The sequence below is a fragment of the Agarivorans sp. OAG1 genome (assembly GCF_037076485.1).
In the GTDB taxonomy this organism is placed as follows: domain Bacteria; phylum Pseudomonadota; class Gammaproteobacteria; order Enterobacterales; family Celerinatantimonadaceae; genus Agarivorans; species Agarivorans albus.
This window is the reverse complement of sequence record NZ_AP028990.1, coordinates 1,235,056-1,257,158: the sequence shown is the minus strand read 5'-3', so window position 1 is coordinate 1,257,158 and position 22,103 is coordinate 1,235,056. Positions and strand designations below refer to the sequence as shown.

Genomic DNA, 22,103 nt, shown 5'->3' with positions numbered 1-22,103 from the left:
TGCACTAGAAATGTAAACAACTTGTTAAGGAAAGAGTCATGGCGAAGATACTGATTATTGCAGGTGATTTTGTTGAAGATTATGAGTTAATGGTGCCATTTCAAGCACTGCAAATGGTAGGTCACGAAGTTATCGCAACTTGCCCAGAGAAACGCATTGGCGAACAAATTAAAACCGCCATCCATGACTTTGAAGGCGATCAAACCTATACCGAAAAACCGGGGCACAACTTCACCCTAAATGGCAATTTTGCTGACATCGATACCGAGGAATTTGATGCGCTATTATTACCCGGCGGGCGTGCCCCGGAATACTTACGCTTAAATGCTAAGGTATTAGAAATAATTCAAGCCTTTGCCGCTAAGCAACAGCCGATAGCGGCAATATGCCATGGCGCACAGCTATTAACAGCGGCAGGTATTGCCTCAGGCAGACACATTTCTGCCTACCCGGCTTGTGCGCCTGAAGTGACAGCGGCTGGCGGCGACTATGCCGATATAGCCGTTGACCAAGCCCTTACCGATGGGAACTTGGTCACCGCACCAGCCTGGCCAGCTCACCCGCAATGGCTAGCGCAATTTAATAAGCTATTGGCTTAATACTAAATTGAAACGGCAAAAGTTGATTTTGTATACCATGATTAGACTTCGGTTTGATCATGGTGGGATTGCCAATGTGTGAAATTTATTCTGGCGCAGAAGCAGAACTGTTTGAATTGAAGTCTCGGTCGGTGCGTTTAGATGGCGTAGTAACCAGTATTCGTTTGGAAGCGATATTTTGGCAACTACTGGAGCAAATAGCCGAAGAGGCCAACCTGAGTTTGGCGGGCTTTTTAACGCAAATTTACCATGAGGTATTACAACGAGAAGAAAAGGTAGGTAATTTTACATCTTTACTTAGAGTGGCCTGTACTACTCACCTTAATCAAGGCAAGCGCTTAACGCTCACTAATCCTTCGCTTAAACAAGCGGAATCAGGCAATTCCATTGCCAACGGATATCTTTAATCTGCAAAGATTAAGAAATGATGAACAACATAAAGCTGCCCCAAATTACAAACTGCATAATCATTAATCGTTTTGCACTAGCCACAGGATTCATGTCCATGGTGATTCTCTCTATTCTGCAATTACCCTTTAGCGCTGGTAATTTGACTTATCAATTAGGTCTTAAAAACTGAGCAATTTCAGTACCAACTGTCTAATTCTCAGGCTAAAACCCAGCCTATCCCTCCTTGGTTTGTGTTCCTATTCACATTTAGTCTTAATAATCCGTAGTTAAACTAGGGTCTGTTGATCTTTGGTGTTGAAGTTTTGTTCGAGATAAGCGGGCTTTAATCGCGGCGAGCACTTAGAAGCCTAGTGGGCTAAGCAAGAAGTGCTCAACAAAGAGTAAAGTTCGCTTATCCGAACCCTTCGGGCAGCATTTCTTAGCCATTTATTCAGCGTTAGCGAGTGATTATTAAGCCCACTTAACTGCACACTCACTGCCTTGCCTAATTGGCTAATAAATTGCTGCAAAAACCATCAGCAAAAATCAACAGACCCTAACAAACAAATACAAAAAAGGAGGCATAAAGCCTCCTTTCTTTTATCTCGTCAATCCCTGACGTTTACATGCTTACTTAAGCGTAGACCGGGAAACGCTGGCAAAGTTCTAACACTTGGCCTTTAACGCGCTCAATTACCGCTTCGTCTTGTAAATTATCTAATACATCACAAATCCAGCCAGCTAACTCTTTAGAAGCAGCTACATCTAAGCCACGACGAGTAATTGCTGGAGTACCAATACGTAAACCACTGGTTACGAATGGAGAACGCGGATCGTTTGGAACCGAGTTTTTATTTACTGTGATGTTTGCACGGCCTAGTGCCGCATCGGCATCTTTACCAGTGATGTCTTTGTCGATGAGATCAACCAAGAACAAGTGGTTTTCTGTACCGTTAGACACAATCTTGTAACCGCGCTCTTGCAGTACAGCTACCATAGCTTTGGCATTATCTAATACGTTTTGCTGGTATTGCTTGAACTCTGGCTCCATCGCTTCTTTGAACGCTACCGCTTTTGCAGCAATAACATGCATCAAAGGACCGCCTTGACCACCAGGGAATACCGCAGAGTTAAGCTTCTTCTCTACTTCTTCGTTGGCACGTGCCAAAATCAAACCACCACGTGGGCCAGCTAGTGTTTTGTGAGTAGTCGTTGTTACTACATCTGCAACTGGCACTGGGTTTGGATACAAGCCAGCTGCCACTAAACCAGCAATGTGCGCCATATCTACGAACAGGTAAGCACCTACTTCGTCTGCGATATCGCGGAAACGCTGCCAATCAACCACACCTGAGTATGCTGAGAAACCAGCAATAATCATTTTAGGTTTGTGTTCTTTAGCCAAACGCTCAACTTCTGCATAGTCTAACTCGCCAGTTTCCGGGTTAATCCCGTACTGAACGGCGTTGTAGATTTTACCTGAGAAGCTAACGCTTGCACCGTGAGTTAAGTGACCACCATGAGCCAAGCTCATGCCTAGCACTGTGTCACCGGCTTTAAGCAAAGCCATAAATACAGCTGAGTTAGCTTGTGAACCAGCATGTGGTTGCACGTTTGCATAGTCGGCACCAAATAGTTGCTTGGCACGCTCAATGGCTAGCACTTCTGCTTTATCTACATACTCACAACCACCATAGTAACGCTTACCTGGGTATCCTTCGGCGTACTTATTAGTAAGGTAAGAGCCTTGCGCTTCCATTACTCGTGGGCTGGCATAGTTCTCAGAAGCAATCAGCTCAATGTGCTCTTCTTGACGAACTTCTTCTTTAGTAATGGCTTGCCATAATTCGGCATCGTAATCGGCGATATTCATATCACGCTTTAACATCAGTATCTCCTGACTCTTTTGTTACATGTTGGTGGGTGATTTTTCGAAGGCGCATTCTAACCTGAGTCCTTTTCAGATCACAGCAAAATTTTTTACCATTAACGCTATTCAAATGAACAAATGTAACAATAAAACGCTAGCTGCCTTGGAAGCTATAGTGTGCGTTTAGCCTATTAAATTTGCAATTTTCTCACTAGCTGCTTTGATCTTTATGAAATAAATTCACGTTAATTTAAGCATTACATCTCAGCCCAACAAAGGTTAAGATGATAATGATTATCATCTACAATTAGAGTTTATATTATGTCACTTCGCCTCTCAGGCCTCATTTTGTCACTTTTCTTTCTATCGGCTTGCAGCGCTACTCCACCTGTAGAGCAAGCAACGCCATCTGCAGATATTCAACTGCAGACTTACTATGACTACGCATTGTACAACCCAAACGACCAACAAATTGTTGAAAATACCCAAGCACTTGCCAAGCAACTGGCTGATTCTCAAGTGATACTGTTTGGCGAATACCACAGTCATCCCGCTATCCACTTAGCACAGCTGCGTTTATTGGAAGCCTTATATCAGCAACAAAACCAAATTAGTTTATCGATGGAGCAATTTAATCGCAGCCAACAAGCTTTATTAGATAGCTACCTAGCTAACGAAATAGGTGAAGAATGGCTTATCAAACAAACCAAAGCCTGGGATAACTACCGCTCTGATTACCGGCCGCTAGTTGAATTTGCCAAAGATAAACAACTTACGGTAGTAGCAGCCAATGCGCCTCGCGAGCATGTTCGCTGTATTGGTCAGCAAGGCTTAGGCTATTTAGAGGGCTTAGAAGAATCTGAACGCAGCAAACTTGCCCAAGACTTTTCAACCAACGATCCGGCCTACCAACAGCGACTGTTTGGTAACGCCCACCATGGCGATAGCGAACAAAGCAAAAATCACTTTTTTGCCATGTTAGCTTGGGATGAAACAATGGCAGAATCTATCGCTCTACAACTGCAGTCTCAAACTACTCAACAAGTGATGCACACGGTGGGCAACTTTCATATTGAACAACGGCAAGGCACCTACTCAAGAGTAGAACAACGCCTCGAAGGTAAAAAAGTTAGTTCTTTAGTGACGATAAACCACAGTGAGTTTGTTGAGTTAAGCGAGCAACAAAAACAAGCATTAGGTGACTACTTAATTGTGGTAAAAAGCCTGCCTGTGCGATATCAAAACAAAGCCAATCAGCAAGCAGAATTTAAGCATATTAAGAAACAATCTAGTAAGCAGTGTAAAAGCGCTAACTAACAATTAGCTAGTGGTTATTTAAAATGTCTCTAGGCGGCGACGCCCTTTGTTAAATAAATGTTAACAAATCAACTTAAATAACTGTATTCGCCTTATTTTTTTTTGGTTTTACTAACAAACGCTTGCAGCTTGCTCATATTGAGCCATAATCATACCAGCGGCTCACTCAATTGCAGTGAATAGCTTTGCTTAAACGAATCAACGATTGCTAACAATCGTTAGAATTGAATATAAAGGACGGACTTACCATGAATAAGTTTTTAGTTGCAGGCGCTATTGCTTCTACCATTTTACTAGCGGGTTGTTCTTCAAACACTACCGCTTTAGAAAACAACGTACAATCTCTAAGCGACAAAGTTGATGCACTATCAAACGAAGTTGCAGCTCTTCGTGCAGAGCAAAGCTCTTTGAGTGGCGACATTAAGTCAGCTCAAATGAGTGCTGACCAAGCTAAAGCTGAAGCGATGCGCGCTAACGAACGTATCGACAACATCGCATCTTCTTACACTAAGTAAGTTTAAAGCGATGTGAAAAAAGGTGATGCTAAGCATCACCTTTTTTTTATCCTTGTTTTTCTCCTACCGACAAAGCAATGCCTTGCTGGTTTTTCAGCGCTTGATTCACCACCGACGAGTCAACCCCTGCTTGCGTAATAAACTTAATATCATCACGACTCAATTGTAAGGTAGTTGCTTGGGTCACTTCTTCTTCAGAGCGATTAAGCGGCTGGTGCACTTCTAACAAGTACTCCCCACTAGGTTCAAGTGAATGTTTAATCGATTGATTAATGATCCTCACTGGCGTTTTCAGATTAACCTGCGAAAACAGGTATTCGATATCGTCGGGAAACAAACGTATACAACCCGAACTAACACGCAGGCCAACACCAAACTCTTTATTGGTGCCATGAATTAAATACTCACCATTACCGTAAGCCAAACGCAGGGCGTATTCGCCCAGTGGATTTTCTGGCCCTGCCTGTACAACCGGTGGCAAAATAATCCCCTTGGCCGCATATTCATTACGAATATTTTGAGTAGGTGTCCAAGTAGGTTGCTCGCGTTTTTGACTAATGTAAGTGCTCATCTCTGGCGTTTCGCGGCCAATTCGGCCAATGCCAATGGGTAACACATCTACCTCGGTGCTATTTGGTCGGAAGTAATACAAACGCAATTCCGCAAGATTTACCACCACCCCTTTGCGCTCCACATCGGGCAGCAAAATTTGAGTGGGAATAAGAAGCTCGGTGTCTTCTTCTGGTAAGAAAGGGTCTACCCCTTTATTCGCCGCCATTACCGCTAAAAAACCTACACCATAACGCTCGGCAATAAGCGCAATAGTTTCGCCTTTTTGCACTCTGTGCCATTGGTTTCCGCCCAGCAGGCGACTACCATCTTCGGGTAAATCGTAAGTTAAGGCTGAAACTGAAAATGCCATACATAGGGCAACACAGGCCAATAAAATCTGTTTCATTTAATCTGCAGTGTCAAATTGTGATGATTCCAACATACCACTATTACTTTAGAAATTCGACAAGCCCTGCTGGCTATCTCTGTTAAAAACAAGCAGATAGTACCGCTTTATGCTGCTTCACTATGCAACATCAAAAAACCGCCGCATAAAGTGGCTTACAAAGCTAGCTTCCATCTACGAAGCCAGTATCATAGCGGAAGATAAAATTAGCGAATTTGGGTGTATGCTTTAGCGACACAAAAATTCGAATATAGACCCTTAAAGGAACGGCAAATGGCCCAATTTATTTATACGATGAACCGCGTTGGTAAAATCGTTCCCCCTAAAAAACATATTCTTAAAAACATTTCTTTAAGCTTTTTCCCTGGCGCTAAAATAGGCGTACTTGGTTTAAACGGCTCTGGTAAGTCTACCCTACTACGCATTATGGCGGGTATTGATACCGATATTGAGGGTGAAGCTCGTGCTAACCCAGGAACCAAAATTGGTTACCTTGCTCAAGAACCTCAAATGGACTTGGACAAAACGGTTCGCGAAGTGGTTGAAGAAGCAGTAGCGGTGGTAAAAAATGCCCAGACTCGCTTAGACCAAGTTTATGCCGAATATGCAGAACCCGATGCAGACTTTGACGCCTTAGCTAAAGAGCAAGGTGAACTAGAAGCGATTTTAGCCACTCATGATGCACATAGTTTAGAGAATCAACTAGAGCGCGCAGCCGATGCCTTGCGCCTACCAGAGTGGGACCAAAAAATTGAGAAGCTTTCTGGGGGTGAACGTCGCCGCGTAGCGCTGTGTCGCTTATTGCTTGAAAAACCAGACATGCTGCTACTTGATGAACCTACCAACCACTTAGATGCAGAATCTGTAGCTTGGTTAGAGCGCTTCTTACATGATTATGAAGGTACTGTTGTGGCGGTAACCCACGACCGTTACTTCCTTGATAACGTAGCGGGCTGGATTTTAGAACTAGACCGCGGTGAAGGTATTCCGTGGGAAGGTAACTATTCTTCTTGGCTTGAACAAAAAGAAGACCGCTTGAACCAAGAAGCCTCTCAAGAAAAAGCTCGAATGAAATCAATTCAGAAAGAGCTGGAGTGGGTTCGTTCAAATGCGAAAGGCCGTCAGAGTAAAAGTAAGTCTCGTATGGCTCGCTTTGAAGAGCTTAATACTCAAAGTTTCCAAAGCCGAAATGAAACCAACGAGCTATTCATTCCAGCTGCGCAACGCCTAGGTGATAAGGTTATTGATGTTAACAACCTAAGCAAGGCTTATGATGGACGAGTACTAATCAATGACCTGTCATTTAGCATTCCTAAGGGAGCGATTGTAGGTATTATTGGTCCTAACGGCGCGGGTAAATCGACTCTATTTAAGATGATTACCGGAGCAGAAAAAGCAGACTCGGGTAGCGTAGAAGTTGGCGAAAGTGTTCAAATAGCTAGCGTTGATCAGTTCCGTGATGCGATGGATGATAAAGCTACCGTATGGCAAGAAGTGTCTGGCGGTTCAGATATTCTAAAAATTGGTAATATCGAAGTACCAAGTCGCGCTTATGTTGGTCGATTCAACTTTAGAGGTGGTGACCAACAAAAACGTGTTGGAGAGCTATCGGGTGGTGAACGTGGCCGTTTACATTTGGCTAAGTTACTTCAAACTGGTGGCAACGTGCTACTACTAGATGAACCAACCAACGACCTAGATGTTGAAACACTACGTGCGCTAGAAAACGCACTCTTGGAATTTGCTGGCTGTGCCATGGTTATCTCGCATGACCGTTGGTTCTTAGACCGTATCGCAACTCACATTCTAGATTACCGCGACGAAGGACAAGTTAACTTCCACGCTGGCAACTTTACCGAGTACGAAGCTTGGTTAAAAGAAACCATTGGTGAAGAAGCCGCTCAGCCTCACCGCATAAAATACAAACGTATTAGCTAAGTATGAGCGACAAAAAAGGCCACTTACGTGGCCTTTTTTATTCCTCCAAGGAGCTTAGCCTAAGCTCTCTAATAATGCTTTAGCATCTTCATACTCAGAGAACTGCTGATCTAATTCCACTGCTGCTTCTGCTTCCGCTTTAGCCTCGGCCTTGCGGCCCAACTTACTAAGAGCGAATGCCAAGTGATAGCGAATTGCGGCATCTGATGCGTTCATTGTGTAGGCTTCACGTAAGTAAACTAAACCCTGGTCAACATTGCCACGCTGTACTTCAATCCAACCAATAGTGTCTAAAATAGCGGCGTTTTTAGCGCCTTGTTCTACTACCTGCGCAACGGTTTTATAAGCTTTATCTAAGTCTTGGCCAGAGTAGATATTTGCTAAGTTATTCAAAATACCGGGATCTTGCTTTAATGCTGGCAAGGCGAGCAAGTCTTCATAGTGTTGTTGAGCTTTAACAAGCTGCTTATGGTGCAAATAGCTATCGGCCAAAATACGTTTATGCCAAGCCAACTCTGCAGCGGTGGTAACTAAACCTTCCATTTGTTGATGAAAAGCATCATCGGCAATGCCTTGTTTAGCCAATTGATACAAACGCACTACCGCCTCTCGATTAAACGCATTCAACTCTACAGCTTTACTGTAATTTTGCTGCGCTTGTTCCTTTTGGCTTTTTTTGCGCATTTGAATATCGCCTTGCAAGAGAAACAACTGGCTACTTTCACCAAATTTGTTGGCTAAATCCGCCACCGTCTTTTCCGCAGCTTCCAAGTCATTTTGTTCCAGTTCTACTTTAGTTAACAGGATCAAAGTTGACATATTTTCCGGCGCCAACTGGTGAGACTTCAATAAAGAACTCTTAGCATTTGCTAACTGCTTGGCTTGGGCTTGCATTCTGGCTAAGCCTATTAACTTATTTGGCTGCTCTTTCCAAATACTGTCCAATAAACCTAAGGGGTAGTCTGCGTCTTCGTATCGCTCTAATCGAATAAGAATTTCAGCATAAGCACTTAAGTAACGCTCATTCAAAATATACTCTCGATTTAGCTTCTCAACTTCGGCTAAGGCATTCGACCATTGTGCTGTCTGCATATACGTATCAAGTTTTAGCTCGCGCGCCTGGCGATTGTCTTGTTCGTATAGTAAAACTTTATCAAGCTGTTCAGTCGCTTCTAGATAGTTTTTTTGCTCAAGGTGAATGCGAGCAGCCAAAAGGTGACTTGGCGTGTGCTGTTTGTTTACTGCTAACAAGGTGTCTAAGATTTGTAGTGCTTCTTCAGTGCTGCCCTGCGCTCTCAAGACCACTGCTTTGTTAAAGCTAGCACCTACATTATTGGGGTTGGTTGCTAACACTTCATCAAGATAACGCAGTGCCAATTCTGCTTGTTCAGTTTTAATGTAATAAGCAGCAATTAAATTTTGCGCATTAGCATTGTTTATGTTTCTGGCAATTAAACTCTCAATTACCGGGCTAGCTTGGTCAAACTTGTTCAGTTCTAAAGCTAATTCGCCTTTCAACTGTAACCACTTTATCGGCGCGTTATCCTCGGTAAAAGGAAGCTCTTCCAACAGACTTAAGGCCCGCTCGGACTCACCACTTGCCCGAGCCAATTCAGCATCCAAAATCACCATGTAATTTGAATCGCTATGGTAGGCTCTAATTTGCTCAAAAGCTTGTTGAGCCGCACGTAGCCTACCAGCGTCAATGTACAAATACACTAGTTGAACCGACAAGCCTAAATCGCGAATAATGTAATCGAAGTTATCTTGCAAAAGTAACTGCAGCTTGTAGGACTCATTATTACGAAGGTAGAGCTTAGACAGCATTCGGGTTGCCCCGAGATCACTGGGCTTTTGACGCAAGTACTGACTTAAGTACTGCTGGGCTTTCTCATCGTTTTCTAGAATAAATTCCGACGCCCCCTGAATAAATAGCAAGCTGTTTGCGTCTGTTAGCTCCTCAGTTTCTGCAGCTGAGACCTTTTGAGATAAATCCGCTAAGGCTCGCTCGGCCATTTCGGTATTGTCTTCACCGGCAAACAAAGTCGCACCGATCAATATCGCCGTGGGATCATTGGGCGTTTGTTCTTGGATCTGCTTTAAATAGCGTTTAGCTTGCTCAGTCTGATTGAGTTTAAGGTGAGTCATCACTAAACTTCGCAAGATTTTTGGGTCTTGAGGATCAAGTTGATAGGCAGTTTGATAGTGTTCCAAGGCGAGGGTTAAGTTGTTCTGACTCGCTGCTAAATCCCCTTTCAACAACCATGTTCTCTCATTATTTTTGGCTATTTGTAATGAGCGCTCTATCCACTGCTCTGCAAGTACGTATTCTTTTTGCCTTAAATATAAGGTTGCCAAGGTATTCATCGCACTTGGCTTATTCGGTATAAGTTTAGTAGCTTGCTCAAATTCATTACGTGCTAATTCTGGTTGAGCACTTTTCAAATAGATTCGACCACGCAATAACTTCCACTCAAACAAACTCGGCTTAGAGAACTCATTAATTCGCTCTTCAAACGCAAGCAGTTCGTTAGTTTTACCCTGCAACATTAGAATATTGCCAAGCAATGGCAACACCAAGTTAATGTCGGCCCCTAAGGCTAAAGCCTCTTCTAACTGTTTCTCAGCAGAACCTAAGTTATTTGCGTTAAAATAAACTTTGGCGAGCAGTAGCTTTGAGGAAAGGTGTTCAGGATTAGCTTTTAGTGCATTTTTTAAATGGATGAAGGCTTCATTCTCTTCTCCACTATGAAAGGCTTTAACGGCGAGTTCGTACTCGTTAGCCTGCTGATCAGCAAAGCTAAGATTTGTTACGCACAGTAAACACAGAGCTACTAAAGATTTGTTCATTATCAAAGCTAATTCCTTGTTGCTTCAAGGGCTAGTCAATTAAGCCTTAAACAGTATCTAATGAACAGGTAGTAAAAAAAAGACAAAAAAATACGAAATACAGAGTATTTCGTATTTTTGATTAAACAGGAAAAGGAAGTATTGGTTTAAGCTTGGCGCTTTCTGCTACGTAATGCGATGCCAAATAAACCAGCAGCAAACATTAAGACTGTGCCTGGCTCTGGCACGCTGGTAACTGGTACTTGAGGGCTATTCGCTTTAACACCGGCCAACTTAAAAGCATCGTTGGCGGTTGAGAACCCCATATCTCCAAAGATTGGGTTATATGCACCAATTAACCAATACTTAGAAGAAGCACTAGAGCTAATTGATTGATATGCATATGAGCTAGCATCGTCGACCTGAGCTTCAGTTGACCAAGCACTTGCCACGTCTCCCCAGTTACTACCCGCTAAAGTAGGAGTATCGTTACCAGAGTATGCTAATACAGTCACATCAGCCTCCCTGTTACGACCCTCTTTAGCCCAGCCCAACGAGAAACCAGCAAGGTTTACTGCTTCATCAAAGCTAAGTAAAACCATGTCATAATCTTTCTTCCAGTCACGATTGTTGTAGCTGTCGATTGCATGGTCTGGAGAGCCACCACCTTCATCACGGTTTTGTAATGTCAAACCATAACCGTTTGCGTAATCTAGCTCGCCACTTTCGATATTCTGAGCACCACCGTCGGTATTAGACCAGCCTGAAAGAGTAAGACCGTTACCACTGAAGGTATTCCCATCACCGCTTCCGCTTTCGGTAAATGTGCTAAAGTCCCATGTTTGCGTTGAGCCAAAAGCAGACAACGAAACCGCGCAACTTGCTACTAATAAAATTTGTTTAAACACAGTGCCCCCAAAATAGCAGTATGTATATCTTTAATATCACTAAGCAGATTAAAGCAAAAAGCAAGCCAAGATAAATAACTCTTTATATACAGCAACTTAAATAATAGATTTAAATTATTATTGTCATATTGTAAAAAATACCGACAACAATTGCTGAGTTTTTGTGCTTATTACTAATCAATGCATCAAATAAGTGACAAAACCTCTATCCGAAAGAGTAACATTTACGCTCAAAAAACACACTACCAATAGCGTTCTACCGTTACTTGCCCTGGCTTTCGTCGAAGGTTTTTCTTTAAGCCTTTATTCTCAAGTATGCTTTGAGCATCAGTGATCATTTGCGGATTACCACACATGATCACCTGAGAGTCTTGCGCATTAAGACTAAGCCCTATCGCATTCTCCAGCTGATCCGTTTCCAGTGCTGCTGGGATCCTAGCCCTTAGTGCGCCGGCGCAATCTTCTCTGGTTACCATGGCTTGAAAGACAAATTTATCCGCTTGCTCATTTAAGTACTTGTCAATCAGCTCTTGATAAGCAATATCCTTAGCTTTTCGTACACCGTAAACCAGCACAATTTTCTCGAATCGCTCCCAGGGCTCTAGAGTTTCCAACATTGAGAAAAATGGGCCTATTCCAGTGCCCGTTCCAATCAACCAAAGGTGCTTAGCGGGAGGGACTTCGTCTAGTACCATAAACCCTGCTGCTGCAGTTGAAACTTCGATGCTATCGCCAGCTTGCAATAAGTGTAAATTGGGTGACAACAGCCCATCTTCCACCTTAATAGCCAGTATTTCTAAATAGTCTGTGTTCGGAGGGTTAACCAGCGAGTAAGCACGGGCAATACGCTTGTCGTCTCGCATTTCAGACAACTTGATAAACTGCCCCGCCACAAAAGGATCTATCTCTGCTTTAATGCGTAAGGAAAACAGTTCATCGTTCCAATCAATACGTTGAATTACTTTACCTTCAGTCCACATAGTTGCTCCTGTTGTAAAACGTCTTCACTCTTTTGACGCTATCACGTCACCGTGGTGCTCTACAAAAATCAGTTCGCTAGTATCAAATCCAAGCTCTTTAGCTTGATGTACTAAATCGGTACGAATGGCGTGAGATAGCTCGGGGCTTCTGGCCAACAACCACAAATAATCTCGGTTTGGTCCTGCCACTAGAGCATATTGATAGTCTTTTTCGTCTAAAGCAAACACCACGTAAGCGCCGTAAAATGGCCTAAAGAATGACACTTTCAAGTGTGCAACATCAGGCTCACTAACAAACTGTGCAACACCTTCTGCTTCGAACCATTGGTGGTCTTGCTCGGAAAAGCCTTTATTCAGAACAGATACCTTGCCGTCATCACGCAGGGTATAAGTTGCAGTAACATGACTCATGCCGCGCTCAAATGAATGATCCAAGCGGGCGATTTCGTACCAAGTGCCTAAGTACTTATCTAGATTGAAATTCTGAACAGGTTCAATCCCTTCAGGCTTAGAACTGCAAGCACTCAATGCTAACATAGCAATGATAATTAACACTTTTTGCATACTACCTTCCTATTAATTTGCCGCTATAAGATCTAAAACCACAATGCGGCTATGCAGCCTACTAAGGTCATCACAAACAAAAACCATTTAAGCGTATTAGCGGCAGCTTTTATGGCAAATTTAACCGCGTAATGTGCGCCAATAATGTAACCTATGGCCAAAACCAAACCCGGTAGCCATAACACTTGGTCCCGTGCAATAAAGACCACCAAGGCCACACTAGTAAAAGCAATGGTACATACTAATTTCAGCGCGTTAGCCCTGACTAAATCGTAGCGCAAACTCCCTGCCAACGCGGCGACCAAAATAAATCCGACCCCAGCTTGTACAAAACCGCCGTAAAAACCGGCAATAGCCAAGCTCCATTTAGCCGAGGGAGTACCTTTCATTTTACGCGCTTCAGTTCCTGCCTCGGGGGCAACAACACTAGGTTTAATCAGCATTAATGCCGCCATCGCCAGCATGGCGCCAAGCAACAAATATTTAATGATCCACGAAGGAGCATAAGAGGCCGCTACTGCGCCAACCAAACCACCCACTAAGGTTGGCCATAAAATCGGGGCGACATCATCAGTATCCAATTTACCGTGTTTTTTAAAGCCCAATACCCCGGTTAAACACTGCAAAAAAATGCCCACCCTATTGGTTGCATTTGCAACCTCTGCTGGCATCCCCATTACCATTAACGCAGGAAGTGTTAGATTCGATCCCCCTCCCGCCAAGGTATTGATAACTCCAGCAAATAATCCTACTGTGAGTAACAACAATCCATGATAAATTGTGAAATCCATTTAGCGCCTCATTAGCCCTTTGGTAACTTTGACCTTATCACTGACGCAAGCTTTATTCAGTAGCAGATTTTTATCTTTAGTCTAAGCTGAAATTTTTCTATGCCAGAATTAAGCTTAACGTTATATGGATATAAGTAGTAAAAGGAATGGTTCAGTGAACTACGATTACAGCATTATTGGTGGAGGCATCGTAGGCCTCGCCAGCGCTTTAGAACTGATTAAGCGAAAACCTAGCGCCAAAATAGTGCTACTAGAAAAAGAATCTTCACTCGCCTTTCATCAAACAGGCCATAACAGTGGCGTAATTCATGCTGGAGTTTACTACCAGCCAGGCAGCCTAAAAGCCGAATTCTGTAAGCAGGGTTTATTAGACACCATCAGCTTTTGCCAACAACACGACATTCCTTACTTGCAATGCGGCAAGCTACTCGTGGCAACTAATCAACAAGAGTTGAGTGATATGCAAGCGCTAGCCACACGCTGTGAGCAAAATGGCATTAAGGTAAAACCGCTTAACGCCAAACAACTGCAGGAAATAGAACCTAACATCGTTGGCTTGGGTGCTTTGCAAGTAAAAGACACCGGCATCGTTAGTTATCCTCAAATCTGCCAAAAACTGGCCAAGTTATTTCAACAAGCGGGCGGCGAAATATTGCTGTCTCACCAAGTAACAGGATTGAGCGAACAAACCGATAAGATATTGATTGATACGCAGCATGGTCAAATCAGTAGCCAATACCTTATTGCCTGCGGAGGGCTTATGGCGGACCGCCTATGCAACATGCTTAAGCTAGATATCGACTTTCAAATTGTTCCTTATCGAGGCGAATACTATCAATTACAACCTCGTCATAACCAACTGATTAAACACCTTATTTATCCCATCCCTAATCCGGACTTGCCATTTTTAGGTGTTCATCTTACTAAGATGATAGATGGCAGCGTGACGGTTGGTCCCAACGCCGTACAAGGTTGGTCAAGAGAAGGTTACAACAAGGGGTCCTTTAGCCTTGCCGATACCAAGGAAATGCTCGGTTTCAAGGGTTTTTGGAAAGTGGCTAAACAGCATTTTCGTAGCGGTCTCAGCGAAACCAAAGACTCCATGTTTAAATCAGGATATCTACAGCGGGTAAGAAAATATTGCCCTAGCTTAAACATTCATGACCTTCGCCCTTATCCTAGCGGCATTCGGGCTCAAGCAGTGTTAAGAGATGGAACCTTGGTTCACGACTTTTTATTTGCAAGCAGCCCACGTAGCTTACACGTATGTAATGCGCCCTCACCCGCGGCTACTTCTGCCTTTCCTATAGGTAGGTATATTTGCGATAAGCTAGAGCAAGATTTAAGTCCATCGAAGTAAGTCACTAAGCTTAGCAGGGTAGCCAATCGGCTGCTCTTTTTAGTTTAAGCGGCATTAAGCTTGGCTATCTCTTATCAACAAACTGAGCTTAAACGCCTTATTGCGAAGCTTATAATTGTTATTTGCAACGCCACTTGCACTAAGCTCTTTTCCCCCCTAGGCTAAAACGTCTAAGCAAGCAATAGCTTGGTTTCACTACTCACTAGGAAGTGCAAGATGATAGAACTAGGGCAAGTTATTCCAGACACCCCGTTAGCCGAACTTAATCAACAAGGTATGCAGAATCACACCAGCCATGAACTGTTTGCGGGCAAAAAGGTGGTTCTATTTGCGGTACCCGGTGCATTTACCCCCACTTGTTCTGAAGCCCACCTCCCCGGATACGTCGTATTGGCTGACGAAATTAAAGCCAAAGGCGTAGATCTTATTGCCTGTGTATCAGTAAATGATGCCTTTGTTATGCAAGCATGGGGCGAAGCGCAAAACGCAGAAAATATACTGATGTTGGGCGATGGCGATGCCAGTTTTACTAAAGCACTAGGCTTAGATATGGACACCGCCAGTTTTGGCGGGGTACGTTCGCAGCGCTACGCAATGATAATTGATAACTTAACGGTTACTCAGCTAAATGTAGAACCACCTAAATCCTTTGAGGTGAGCAAGGCCGAACATATTCTTAGTCAACTATAAACATCAATAAGCTGGCAATGCTAAGTCGTCTAAATGCTCAACATCTAATGGCAGTGCGATTTAGTATTGTTTTTATCTGCCTATTGTCACTGTCTCAAAGCTGTTTAGCCTTTGGCATGAAAGGGCATCAACTAATCGCTTATATTGCCCAGCAACAACTCGACCCGCAAAGCCAAAAACACATCGAACAAATACTTGATGGCAAGAGTATGGTGGTACTTGCAACATGGGCAGACTATGCGAGAAAACAAAAAGCTTGGAAGCACACAGGCCCCTGGCACTACATTAATATTCCCAAAGGGCAGTCACTTGAGCAAAGCCAGCGAAACCCCAAAGGAGATGTACTCAGCCAACTGGAGTATTTTGAACAGCAGCTCAAGCAGCCGAATATAAGTAAGTTAGAGCGCCAACAAGCCCTAAAGTTTTATATTCACTTTGTCGGTGACATTCATCAACCCTTGCATGTGGGTTACGCAAACGATCGTGGCGGTAATAAGGTCTCAGTTAGTTGGTATGGAAAAAGCTCAAATCTACATCGGGTGTGGGATAGCCAACTACTTGATAGTAACAAGCTGTCTTTGGGCAAATATGCCGAGCAACTTCAGCGCCAATATCCTAGCAACGACCAGCTTTTTCACTATGAAGAATGGCTAAATCAAAGCCGTGAACTATTACCGGCTGTTTATCAATTTGGCGATAAAAACTTATCCGATAACTACGCAAACCAACATCGCCCTACTTTAGAGCTACAAATTGTTCGTGCCGGTAAGCGCTTAGCCGACAAGCTAAATCATATATTTAATAACAAGCTATAGAAATGCTGAGCTCTAAGTGATCCTAATTGTTTGAGCAACGTTATACTCAATATAATGTGAAGGAGCTGACAGCATGAATAAATTCTCTAGCGACAAAATTTCTGTAGGTATTAGTAGCTGCTTACTAGGTGAAGAAGTGCGCTACGATGGCGGACACAAACAATCGCGCTTTTGTCGCATCGAATTAGCCAAGTATTTTGATTTTGAACCCACTTGCCCGGAAATGGCTATAGGCATGGGCACCCCAAGAAAAACCATTCGTTTAGTTCAGCAAGAAGATGTTATAAGCATTCAAGCCAGTGACGGCAGCTTTGATGTTACCGAAAAAATGCAACAATACGCTAAGCGTCGCTTACCACAACTTAGCCATCATAGCGGTTACGTTGTATGTGCAAAATCTCCTAGCTGCGGTATGGAACGAGTCAGTGTTTATTCACCGGCTAAAAACAACGCCACCAAAGACGGTGTTGGGATATTTACTGCCGAATTAATGAAAGCTTATCCTTTATTGCCAGTTGAAGAAGACGGCCGTTTAAATGACCCCGTACTGCGCGAAAACTTTGTTAATCGCGTGTTTGCTTATCACCAATGGAAAACGCTTGAGCACGAAGGTTTTACCGTGGCTAAAGTGCAGGATTTTCACGCTAAATACAAATACTTATTGATGGCGCACCACCCTGCCAAGTACCGTGAGCTGGGCCCCTTATTAGCCAACATTAGCAGCAATCAAGACTTAGAAGGTTTCGCTAGTTATATCAAAGGTTTTATGGAGATTTTGAAACATAACTGCAGCCGTAAAAACCACTGTAATGTATTACAACACTTGCAGGGTTACTTTAAGCGAGAAATCACAGCCCAACAACGTGAAGAGCTGGCCGAACGTATTCATGAATATCGCGAAGGTTTATTGCCTTTACTGGTGCCAATTAGCCTTATTCAGCACTACTTACGAGAGCATCCGAACCACTACGTTGCTAAGCAAGCTTACCTAGCCCCTCACCCCAATGAGCTTAAGCTACGTTACAGTTTATAAGACTACTAGTCCCATCTACTTAGAAACAAAGTCTTCTAGCTGCTGATGGCTTAAAAAGCCTGAAGCAGCGCCCGCTTCTCCAATTTTGTAAGATGCAAACACCATAGCCCGACTGAGCGCCTTTTCTGGGTTATTTTCTAACAAGTAGTAATGTAAAAAACATGAAAATAACGCATCACCAGCACCAATAGTATTAAGCACTGGTCGTGTTGTTGTCGCGGGAAAATGTTGAATGGAATTTGCCTGTTGGGTATACAGCAAAGCACCGTTGCTGCCTAATCCCATCACAATAACCGAGTTGTGATAACGCTCCACCAACTGCCAAATAAACTGGTGATAGTCACCACTTACCTGCTCGTCACTCAAAAACAGCACATCGGCCATGGCAAGAAATTGCTGGTTATATTCGTCTTCAATGTTACCTAGGGTATGTACATCGGTAGCAATCAGTTTGCCAGCCTGCTTTGCCAGCTCTAGCATTGGTCGGGCAAAATTAATATTACAAGCAACAACCGCGTCGCTATATATAAGCTGTTTCTTAAAGCCTTGTTCCGAGTATCTGCGTTGCTGAATATCTTTCAGGTCTACATGTATTTGCCGCCGCCCCTCTGGGTCATACAAAATGACCGACTGTGGTGTATCTTGCATAGTTAGCTCAACACAAGCCTTCACTTTCGGTATTTGAGCTATGGCTTGTTGCACTTGCTCTCCTGCCATATCGGGTGCCAGCAGCGTGCATAAGTCAACCTCATCACCCAGGGTAGCAAGCGCTTTAGCCACATTAAATGCCACCCCAGACACACTGCTTTGAATACCGTCAAAAGGGTAAGTCACTGGATAATAGTGTTGAGGAAATCCTTCAATTTTTAAGGTGGTCTCAATATTGACTAAACCCGCAACCAAAATACGTGTCATAAAGCTAACTCATTGAATATGCATGACGAATAACGCTAACACATCAATAAGTAACAACAAGCTTAACTGCTCGATAGAGCGGCCCAAGTGATTTTTTGTTGCCTCCAGGCTTAATAAAAATCAGAAAGTTTTGCGTCTTTTAGTGAATTGCTTAGTCTTACTAAAAGTAATCAAAGATTCTTAACCTTGAGATCCAGTTTGTATGATATCTGAATGGCAAAACCACAAAGCCCAGCTTAGAAGCTATGTTAGCAAGCGGATAAATGACAGCCACGCTGTCGATGACATCTTGCAAGATGTTTACATCAAGGCCAGTAGCAATTTGCATCAACTTAAGTCAAAGGGCAGCTTAAAAGGCTGGTTATATCGTATCGCCCATAACACCATTATGGATTTTTATCGCCAGCAGAAACCCTATGAAGAATTGCCTGAAGACTTGGTCGCAGAAGATCACGATAGCGGTAGTCTAGCCCGTAAAGAGTTAGCAGAGTGCCTGCGCCCTCTCATCGATGAACTGCCCGAAAAATACGGCACACCGCTTCGTTTAGCCGAGTTAGAAGGTTACTCACAACAAAGTATCGCCGAACAGCTCGGTTTATCGCTCTCTGGCGCTAAAAGCCGAGTACAAAGAAGCCGAGTGAAGTTTAGAGAACAAATGATGGCTTGCTGTGACTTTGAAGTAGGACAAGAGGGCATCACCGACTACTCCCCAAAAAAGACAAGCTCATCAAGTAAATGTTAAATGCTGTTTGTCTGCAACAAAGCGGTTAACAAACAAATAAATGCTCGTTCCCACGAGTACTTTGGAGAATACATGCCCAATACAACGCGCCCTATTATTTCAGCTCAAATAATCCAAGAAATAACTGAATGGGCCATTATGCATGGCGTAGCTTTTCGTCAAGCTGATAACTCTGCCAGGCATTGTCCGTTTAGTATTGCGCCAATAACTATGCCGCATGAAGTATTCGAACACCTGCGTAGAGCGACATCTCTTATTACAAGGCTAATTAACAATGTGTCAGAAGATCACGACTTTCTTCAGTCGTCGCTCGCTAAAGTGGCAAAAGCAGAGCCCTTTTTTGAACGTTTATTAGCCCTGCACCAACAAGCCCATGGTGACTCAGCACATCGCTTATCACCTGCTAGAAAACCGCTGCTAATAATGCGTACCGATTTTATGGACGACCGACAACATGGTCCAAAAGTTATCGAGTTTAATGGTATTGCTGCAGGCATGGCGCCGTTTGGCCAACGCGCAACAGAGCTGCATGCTTTTATACAAAATCAATGGCCTCAGCTTTACCAAACCTACCTAGAAGATAAGGACGCCTCACCAGCAGAAAACCAAGCTATTGAACAGCTCGCCCTTGCGATCGTTAAAGCTGCAAACAGCATTAAAGCAAGCTTTGAATCACGTGCTCAAGCTTCTTTAGACGGTTTAGCGAGTAAACCAACTTTCTTAATGGTGATACAAGAAAATGAAGACAATGTGTACGACCAACATCTTCTGGAACTAGCTTTACAGCAACAAGGGGTTCGCACCGTAAGGCGTGCCTTCGAGCAACTTAGTACCCAATTATCCAGCGGCGATAATCAACGCCTACTGTTAAACGACGTAGGCGCTATTGATGTGGTATATCTTAGAGCTGGTTACCAATACGCTGACTACTATTCAACAACACGCAGTGAGAGAGTTTGCTGCGAAACCCTTAGCCAAACTAGGCTATTTATCGAGCAACACAAAGTGGCAGTGAACGCCACGTTTAGCCAGCAACTCGCCACCAGTAAAACCATGCAAATGCTCCTAACAACCATGCCAGCAGAAGACTATGCGCGCTGGGGGTTAAACCTAGAAGATGCCAAGCTAATCAAAAGTGTCTTGGCTGATATGAAACCAATAAACCAAGCAACCATCGACTGGTTTAATATGCAGGCAAATAAGCAACAATGGGTACTAAAAAACCAAGGAGAAGGTGGTGGACATTGCGTTTTTGGTGAAGATATAACTAATAAACTTCAACAGTTGGCTCCTCATGAGTATGACGCTTGGGCTTTAATGCAGCGCTTATATCCATACGAACGCGAAGTCTCCACCATCGCAGTGCGTAATAGCACACAAACCCACGTAGACGATCTGGTGAGCGAGATAGGCTTATTTAGTGCTTATTACGATGAAGAACCAGCAACACCACTAAACGGATATGCTGGCTATCTTATTCGTAGTAAACCCGCGAGTGAGAACGAAGGCGGGATCCACAGCGGTAAAGGTATTTTAGATTCCTTGGTTTTAAGTGATGCATAAGCTAAAAACTTGCGTCTTTTTTGTTAAGGCTGCGTCCTAACACTATCAACCTAAATCGATGGAAAACTTAATGTTTCAAACCACCCCGAGCCACCAAGGTATTAGCGACAAATTTATTAAGCATGATAGTAAAATGCTAAAGCAAATTTATGGCAGCGACCAGCTGACACCTTATTGGATAGCCGATATGGATTTCCCCATTGCCTATCCAATCAGCCAAGCTATGCAGCAATTAGTAAACCGCGAGCAATACTCTTACGAATTTGATTCACAAACCGTATTTAAGGCGATTGCTCATTGGAATCAACAGCGCCACCAGCTTGACCTAAATCCTAATCATTTTGTGCAAGTTCCTGGGGTACTCAGTGCAATAGCATTGCTAATTCGCGACTTTACTCAAGAAGGCGACGGCGTATTAATTCAAACTCCGGTGTACCACCAATTTCGCCGTTTAATTGAATCTGCCGGGCGCAAAGCTGTGACTAGCCCGCTTAAGCTAGAGGGAGATCGTCACCTATTTGATTACCAAGATTTTGAGCGGCAGCTAAGCAGCGGCAAAGTACGCATGGTGTTGTTATGTAACCCTCATAATCCGGTAGGTAGAGTGTGGACTAAACAAGAGTTGCAACAGTTAGTTACCATTGCCAAAAAGTACCAGGTAATGATTATAAGTGATGAAGTTCATGCCGATATCGTGTTTGAAGGTGCAAAGTTCACCAGCATGGCCTCGTTAAACTACGACAACAGCCTCACCATTATTGGCTCCCCTGCTAAAAACTTTGGCTTAAATAGCATTGCTAATGGCTATATCTATAGTGATAACCAAGCCTTACGAGAAACAATCAAAGCAAGCTCGGTGTCTATGTCACTCGACCACGGCAATGCATTTAGCATGTATGCCACCATTGCCGCCTACCGGCATGGCAAAGAGTGGTTCGAAGAGTTTTTGGCTTATACCCAAGAAGTAAGAAACTGGATTATGGCATTTATGGCCAAGGAACTCCCCCAAGTTAAAGCCTTTCTACCCGAAGGTACCAATCAAATATGGTTTGATTTCTCCGGCTTAAACTTAACCCCTGAGCAATTAAAAGAGCTATTAAGCCAGCATGCTAAACTCGCGCTAACACCCGGCACCTGGTTTGGTGAAATGAACGAAAATTATTATCGGATGAACTTTGCCTCACCGTTAGAAAAAGTCCAAGCGTCACTGCAGCAACTCAAAACATCAATTAGCCAATATCGCTAGTCATTTAGATAAAGGCAGAGGCCGGCGATTAAAATTACCAAGCTCTGCCTTTATGATAACTAAATAGCCAAACTGGCAAA

Annotated in this window: 20 protein-coding genes; 12 read left to right on the top strand and 8 right to left on the bottom strand. The window is 43.4% G+C overall.

Going from position 1 to position 22,103, the window contains the following annotated elements:
• Positions 1-38 precede the first annotated feature (38 nt).
• Together OAG1_RS05855 and OAG1_RS05850 are read left to right on the top strand one after the other, a co-directional pair.
• The gene (locus OAG1_RS05855; RefSeq protein ID WP_152781806.1) at positions 39-599 is read left to right on the top strand and encodes a DJ-1/PfpI family protein; all 561 of its coding nucleotides are present in this window, start codon (positions 39-41) and stop codon (positions 597-599) included.
• Between the two features lie 74 nt (positions 600-673).
• A complete protein-coding gene (locus OAG1_RS05850; protein WP_338624803.1) occupies positions 674-1,006 on the top strand; it encodes a ribbon-helix-helix domain-containing protein in 333 nt (110 codons plus the stop codon).
• A 617-nt stretch (positions 1,007-1,623) separates the two neighbouring features.
• Here OAG1_RS05850 and glyA read toward each other — a convergent pair.
• Positions 1,624-2,877, bottom strand: coding sequence for a serine hydroxymethyltransferase (glyA, locus tag OAG1_RS05845; protein WP_016402684.1), 1,254 nt, complete (start codon positions 2,875-2,877; stop codon positions 1,624-1,626).
• A 303-nt stretch (positions 2,878-3,180) separates the two neighbouring features.
• Here glyA and OAG1_RS05840 point away from each other — a divergent pair, with 303 nt between their 5' ends.
• On the top strand, positions 3,181-4,176 hold the full coding sequence (locus tag OAG1_RS05840; RefSeq protein WP_338624801.1) for a ChaN family lipoprotein: 996 nt from the start codon (positions 3,181-3,183) through the stop codon (positions 4,174-4,176).
• Between the two features lie 248 nt (positions 4,177-4,424).
• The gene (locus OAG1_RS05835) at positions 4,425-4,691 is read left to right on the top strand and encodes an Lpp/OprI family alanine-zipper lipoprotein (protein WP_016402681.1); all 267 of its coding nucleotides are present in this window, start codon (positions 4,425-4,427) and stop codon (positions 4,689-4,691) included.
• A 46-nt stretch (positions 4,692-4,737) separates the two neighbouring features.
• On the opposite strand, the gene OAG1_RS05830 is transcribed toward OAG1_RS05835, so the two are convergent.
• Entirely contained in the window at positions 4,738-5,649 is a 912-nt protein-coding gene (locus OAG1_RS05830; protein WP_016402680.1) for a L,D-transpeptidase family protein, read from the bottom strand.
• A 273-nt stretch (positions 5,650-5,922) separates the two neighbouring features.
• On the opposite strand from OAG1_RS05830, the gene ettA reads away from it, so the two are divergent.
• Positions 5,923-7,587, top strand: a complete 1,665-nt coding sequence (ettA, locus tag OAG1_RS05825) for an energy-dependent translational throttle protein EttA (RefSeq protein WP_338624797.1) — start codon at positions 5,923-5,925, stop codon at positions 7,585-7,587.
• A gap of 54 nt (positions 7,588-7,641) precedes the next feature.
• Here ettA and OAG1_RS05820 read toward each other — a convergent pair whose 3' ends face one another.
• From OAG1_RS05820 to OAG1_RS05800, 5 genes are all read right to left on the bottom strand, one after another.
• The gene (locus OAG1_RS05820) at positions 7,642-10,437 is read right to left on the bottom strand and encodes a tetratricopeptide repeat protein (protein WP_338624795.1); all 2,796 of its coding nucleotides are present in this window, start codon (positions 10,435-10,437) and stop codon (positions 7,642-7,644) included.
• Between the two features lie 146 nt (positions 10,438-10,583).
• Complete coding sequence (gene xdp1, locus OAG1_RS05815) at positions 10,584-11,324, bottom strand: exosortase-dependent surface protein XDP1 (protein ID WP_338624793.1); 741 nt, start codon at positions 11,322-11,324, stop codon at positions 10,584-10,586.
• Positions 11,325-11,566: 242 nt separating this feature from the next.
• Complete coding sequence (locus OAG1_RS05810; protein ID WP_338624791.1) at positions 11,567-12,304, bottom strand: ferredoxin--NADP reductase; 738 nt, start codon at positions 12,302-12,304, stop codon at positions 11,567-11,569.
• Between the two features lie 24 nt (positions 12,305-12,328).
• Entirely contained in the window at positions 12,329-12,868 is a 540-nt protein-coding gene (locus OAG1_RS05805; RefSeq protein WP_016402675.1) for a lipocalin family protein, read from the bottom strand.
• A 32-nt stretch (positions 12,869-12,900) separates the two neighbouring features.
• A complete protein-coding gene (locus OAG1_RS05800) occupies positions 12,901-13,659 on the bottom strand; it encodes a sulfite exporter TauE/SafE family protein (RefSeq protein WP_338624789.1) in 759 nt (252 codons plus the stop codon).
• A gap of 154 nt (positions 13,660-13,813) precedes the next feature.
• Between OAG1_RS05800 and lhgO the strand changes: the two genes are divergently transcribed.
• The 4 genes from lhgO (at position 13,814) to OAG1_RS05780 (ending at position 17,557) form a co-directional block, all read left to right on the top strand.
• On the top strand, positions 13,814-15,019 hold the full coding sequence (lhgO, locus tag OAG1_RS05795; RefSeq protein WP_338624787.1) for an L-2-hydroxyglutarate oxidase: 1,206 nt from the start codon (positions 13,814-13,816) through the stop codon (positions 15,017-15,019).
• A gap of 216 nt (positions 15,020-15,235) precedes the next feature.
• The gene (locus tag OAG1_RS05790; RefSeq protein ID WP_338624783.1) at positions 15,236-15,709 is read left to right on the top strand and encodes a peroxiredoxin; all 474 of its coding nucleotides are present in this window, start codon (positions 15,236-15,238) and stop codon (positions 15,707-15,709) included.
• Between the two features lie 17 nt (positions 15,710-15,726).
• Positions 15,727-16,524: a S1/P1 nuclease gene (locus tag OAG1_RS05785; protein ID WP_338624781.1), complete on the top strand. Its 798-nt coding sequence runs from the start codon at positions 15,727-15,729 to the stop codon at positions 16,522-16,524.
• A gap of 73 nt (positions 16,525-16,597) precedes the next feature.
• Positions 16,598-17,557, top strand: coding sequence for a DUF523 and DUF1722 domain-containing protein (locus OAG1_RS05780; RefSeq protein WP_338624779.1), 960 nt, complete (start codon positions 16,598-16,600; stop codon positions 17,555-17,557).
• Positions 17,558-17,572: 15 nt separating this feature from the next.
• Here OAG1_RS05780 and OAG1_RS05775 read toward each other — a convergent pair whose 3' ends face one another.
• Entirely contained in the window at positions 17,573-18,472 is a 900-nt protein-coding gene (locus tag OAG1_RS05775) for a carbohydrate kinase family protein (RefSeq protein WP_338624777.1), read from the bottom strand.
• A 202-nt stretch (positions 18,473-18,674) separates the two neighbouring features.
• Between OAG1_RS05775 and sigZ the strand changes: the two genes are divergently transcribed.
• From sigZ to OAG1_RS05760, 3 genes are all read left to right on the top strand, one after another.
• Positions 18,675-19,214, top strand: a complete 540-nt coding sequence (gene sigZ / locus OAG1_RS05770) for an RNA polymerase sigma factor SigZ (RefSeq protein ID WP_338624775.1) — start codon at positions 18,675-18,677, stop codon at positions 19,212-19,214.
• A 72-nt stretch (positions 19,215-19,286) separates the two neighbouring features.
• Positions 19,287-20,777, top strand: coding sequence for a glutathione synthase (locus OAG1_RS05765; protein WP_338624773.1), 1,491 nt, complete (start codon positions 19,287-19,289; stop codon positions 20,775-20,777).
• A gap of 70 nt (positions 20,778-20,847) precedes the next feature.
• Positions 20,848-22,023, top strand: coding sequence for an aminotransferase class I/II-fold pyridoxal phosphate-dependent enzyme (locus tag OAG1_RS05760; protein WP_338624771.1), 1,176 nt, complete (start codon positions 20,848-20,850; stop codon positions 22,021-22,023).
• Positions 22,024-22,103: the final 80 nt, after the last annotated feature.

Coding starts and splice junctions, on each gene's coding strand:
- OAG1_RS05855 (WP_152781806.1), top strand. CDS start 39: ATGGCGAAGATACTGATTATTGCAGGTGATTTTGTTGAAGATTATGAG.
- OAG1_RS05850 (WP_338624803.1), top strand. CDS start 674: ATGTGTGAAATTTATTCTGGCGCAGAAGCAGAACTGTTTGAATTGAAG.
- glyA (WP_016402684.1), bottom strand. CDS start 2,877: ATGTTAAAGCGTGATATGAATATCGCCGATTACGATGCCGAATTATGG.
- OAG1_RS05840 (WP_338624801.1), top strand. CDS start 3,181: ATGTCACTTCGCCTCTCAGGCCTCATTTTGTCACTTTTCTTTCTATCG.
- OAG1_RS05835 (WP_016402681.1), top strand. CDS start 4,425: ATGAATAAGTTTTTAGTTGCAGGCGCTATTGCTTCTACCATTTTACTA.
- OAG1_RS05830 (WP_016402680.1), bottom strand. CDS start 5,649: ATGAAACAGATTTTATTGGCCTGTGTTGCCCTATGTATGGCATTTTCA.
- ettA (WP_338624797.1), top strand. CDS start 5,923: ATGGCCCAATTTATTTATACGATGAACCGCGTTGGTAAAATCGTTCCC.
- OAG1_RS05820 (WP_338624795.1), bottom strand. CDS start 10,437: ATGAACAAATCTTTAGTAGCTCTGTGTTTACTGTGCGTAACAAATCTT.
- OAG1_RS05810 (WP_338624791.1), bottom strand. CDS start 12,304: ATGTGGACTGAAGGTAAAGTAATTCAACGTATTGATTGGAACGATGAA.
- OAG1_RS05805 (WP_016402675.1), bottom strand. CDS start 12,868: ATGCAAAAAGTGTTAATTATCATTGCTATGTTAGCATTGAGTGCTTGC.
- OAG1_RS05800 (WP_338624789.1), bottom strand. CDS start 13,659: ATGGATTTCACAATTTATCATGGATTGTTGTTACTCACAGTAGGATTA.
- OAG1_RS05790 (WP_338624783.1), top strand. CDS start 15,236: ATGATAGAACTAGGGCAAGTTATTCCAGACACCCCGTTAGCCGAACTT.
- OAG1_RS05785 (WP_338624781.1), top strand. CDS start 15,727: ATGCTAAGTCGTCTAAATGCTCAACATCTAATGGCAGTGCGATTTAGT.
- OAG1_RS05780 (WP_338624779.1), top strand. CDS start 16,598: ATGAATAAATTCTCTAGCGACAAAATTTCTGTAGGTATTAGTAGCTGC.
- OAG1_RS05775 (WP_338624777.1), bottom strand. CDS start 18,472: ATGACACGTATTTTGGTTGCGGGTTTAGTCAATATTGAGACCACCTTA.
- sigZ (WP_338624775.1), top strand. CDS start 18,675: ATGATATCTGAATGGCAAAACCACAAAGCCCAGCTTAGAAGCTATGTT.
- OAG1_RS05765 (WP_338624773.1), top strand. CDS start 19,287: ATGCCCAATACAACGCGCCCTATTATTTCAGCTCAAATAATCCAAGAA.
- OAG1_RS05760 (WP_338624771.1), top strand. CDS start 20,848: ATGTTTCAAACCACCCCGAGCCACCAAGGTATTAGCGACAAATTTATT.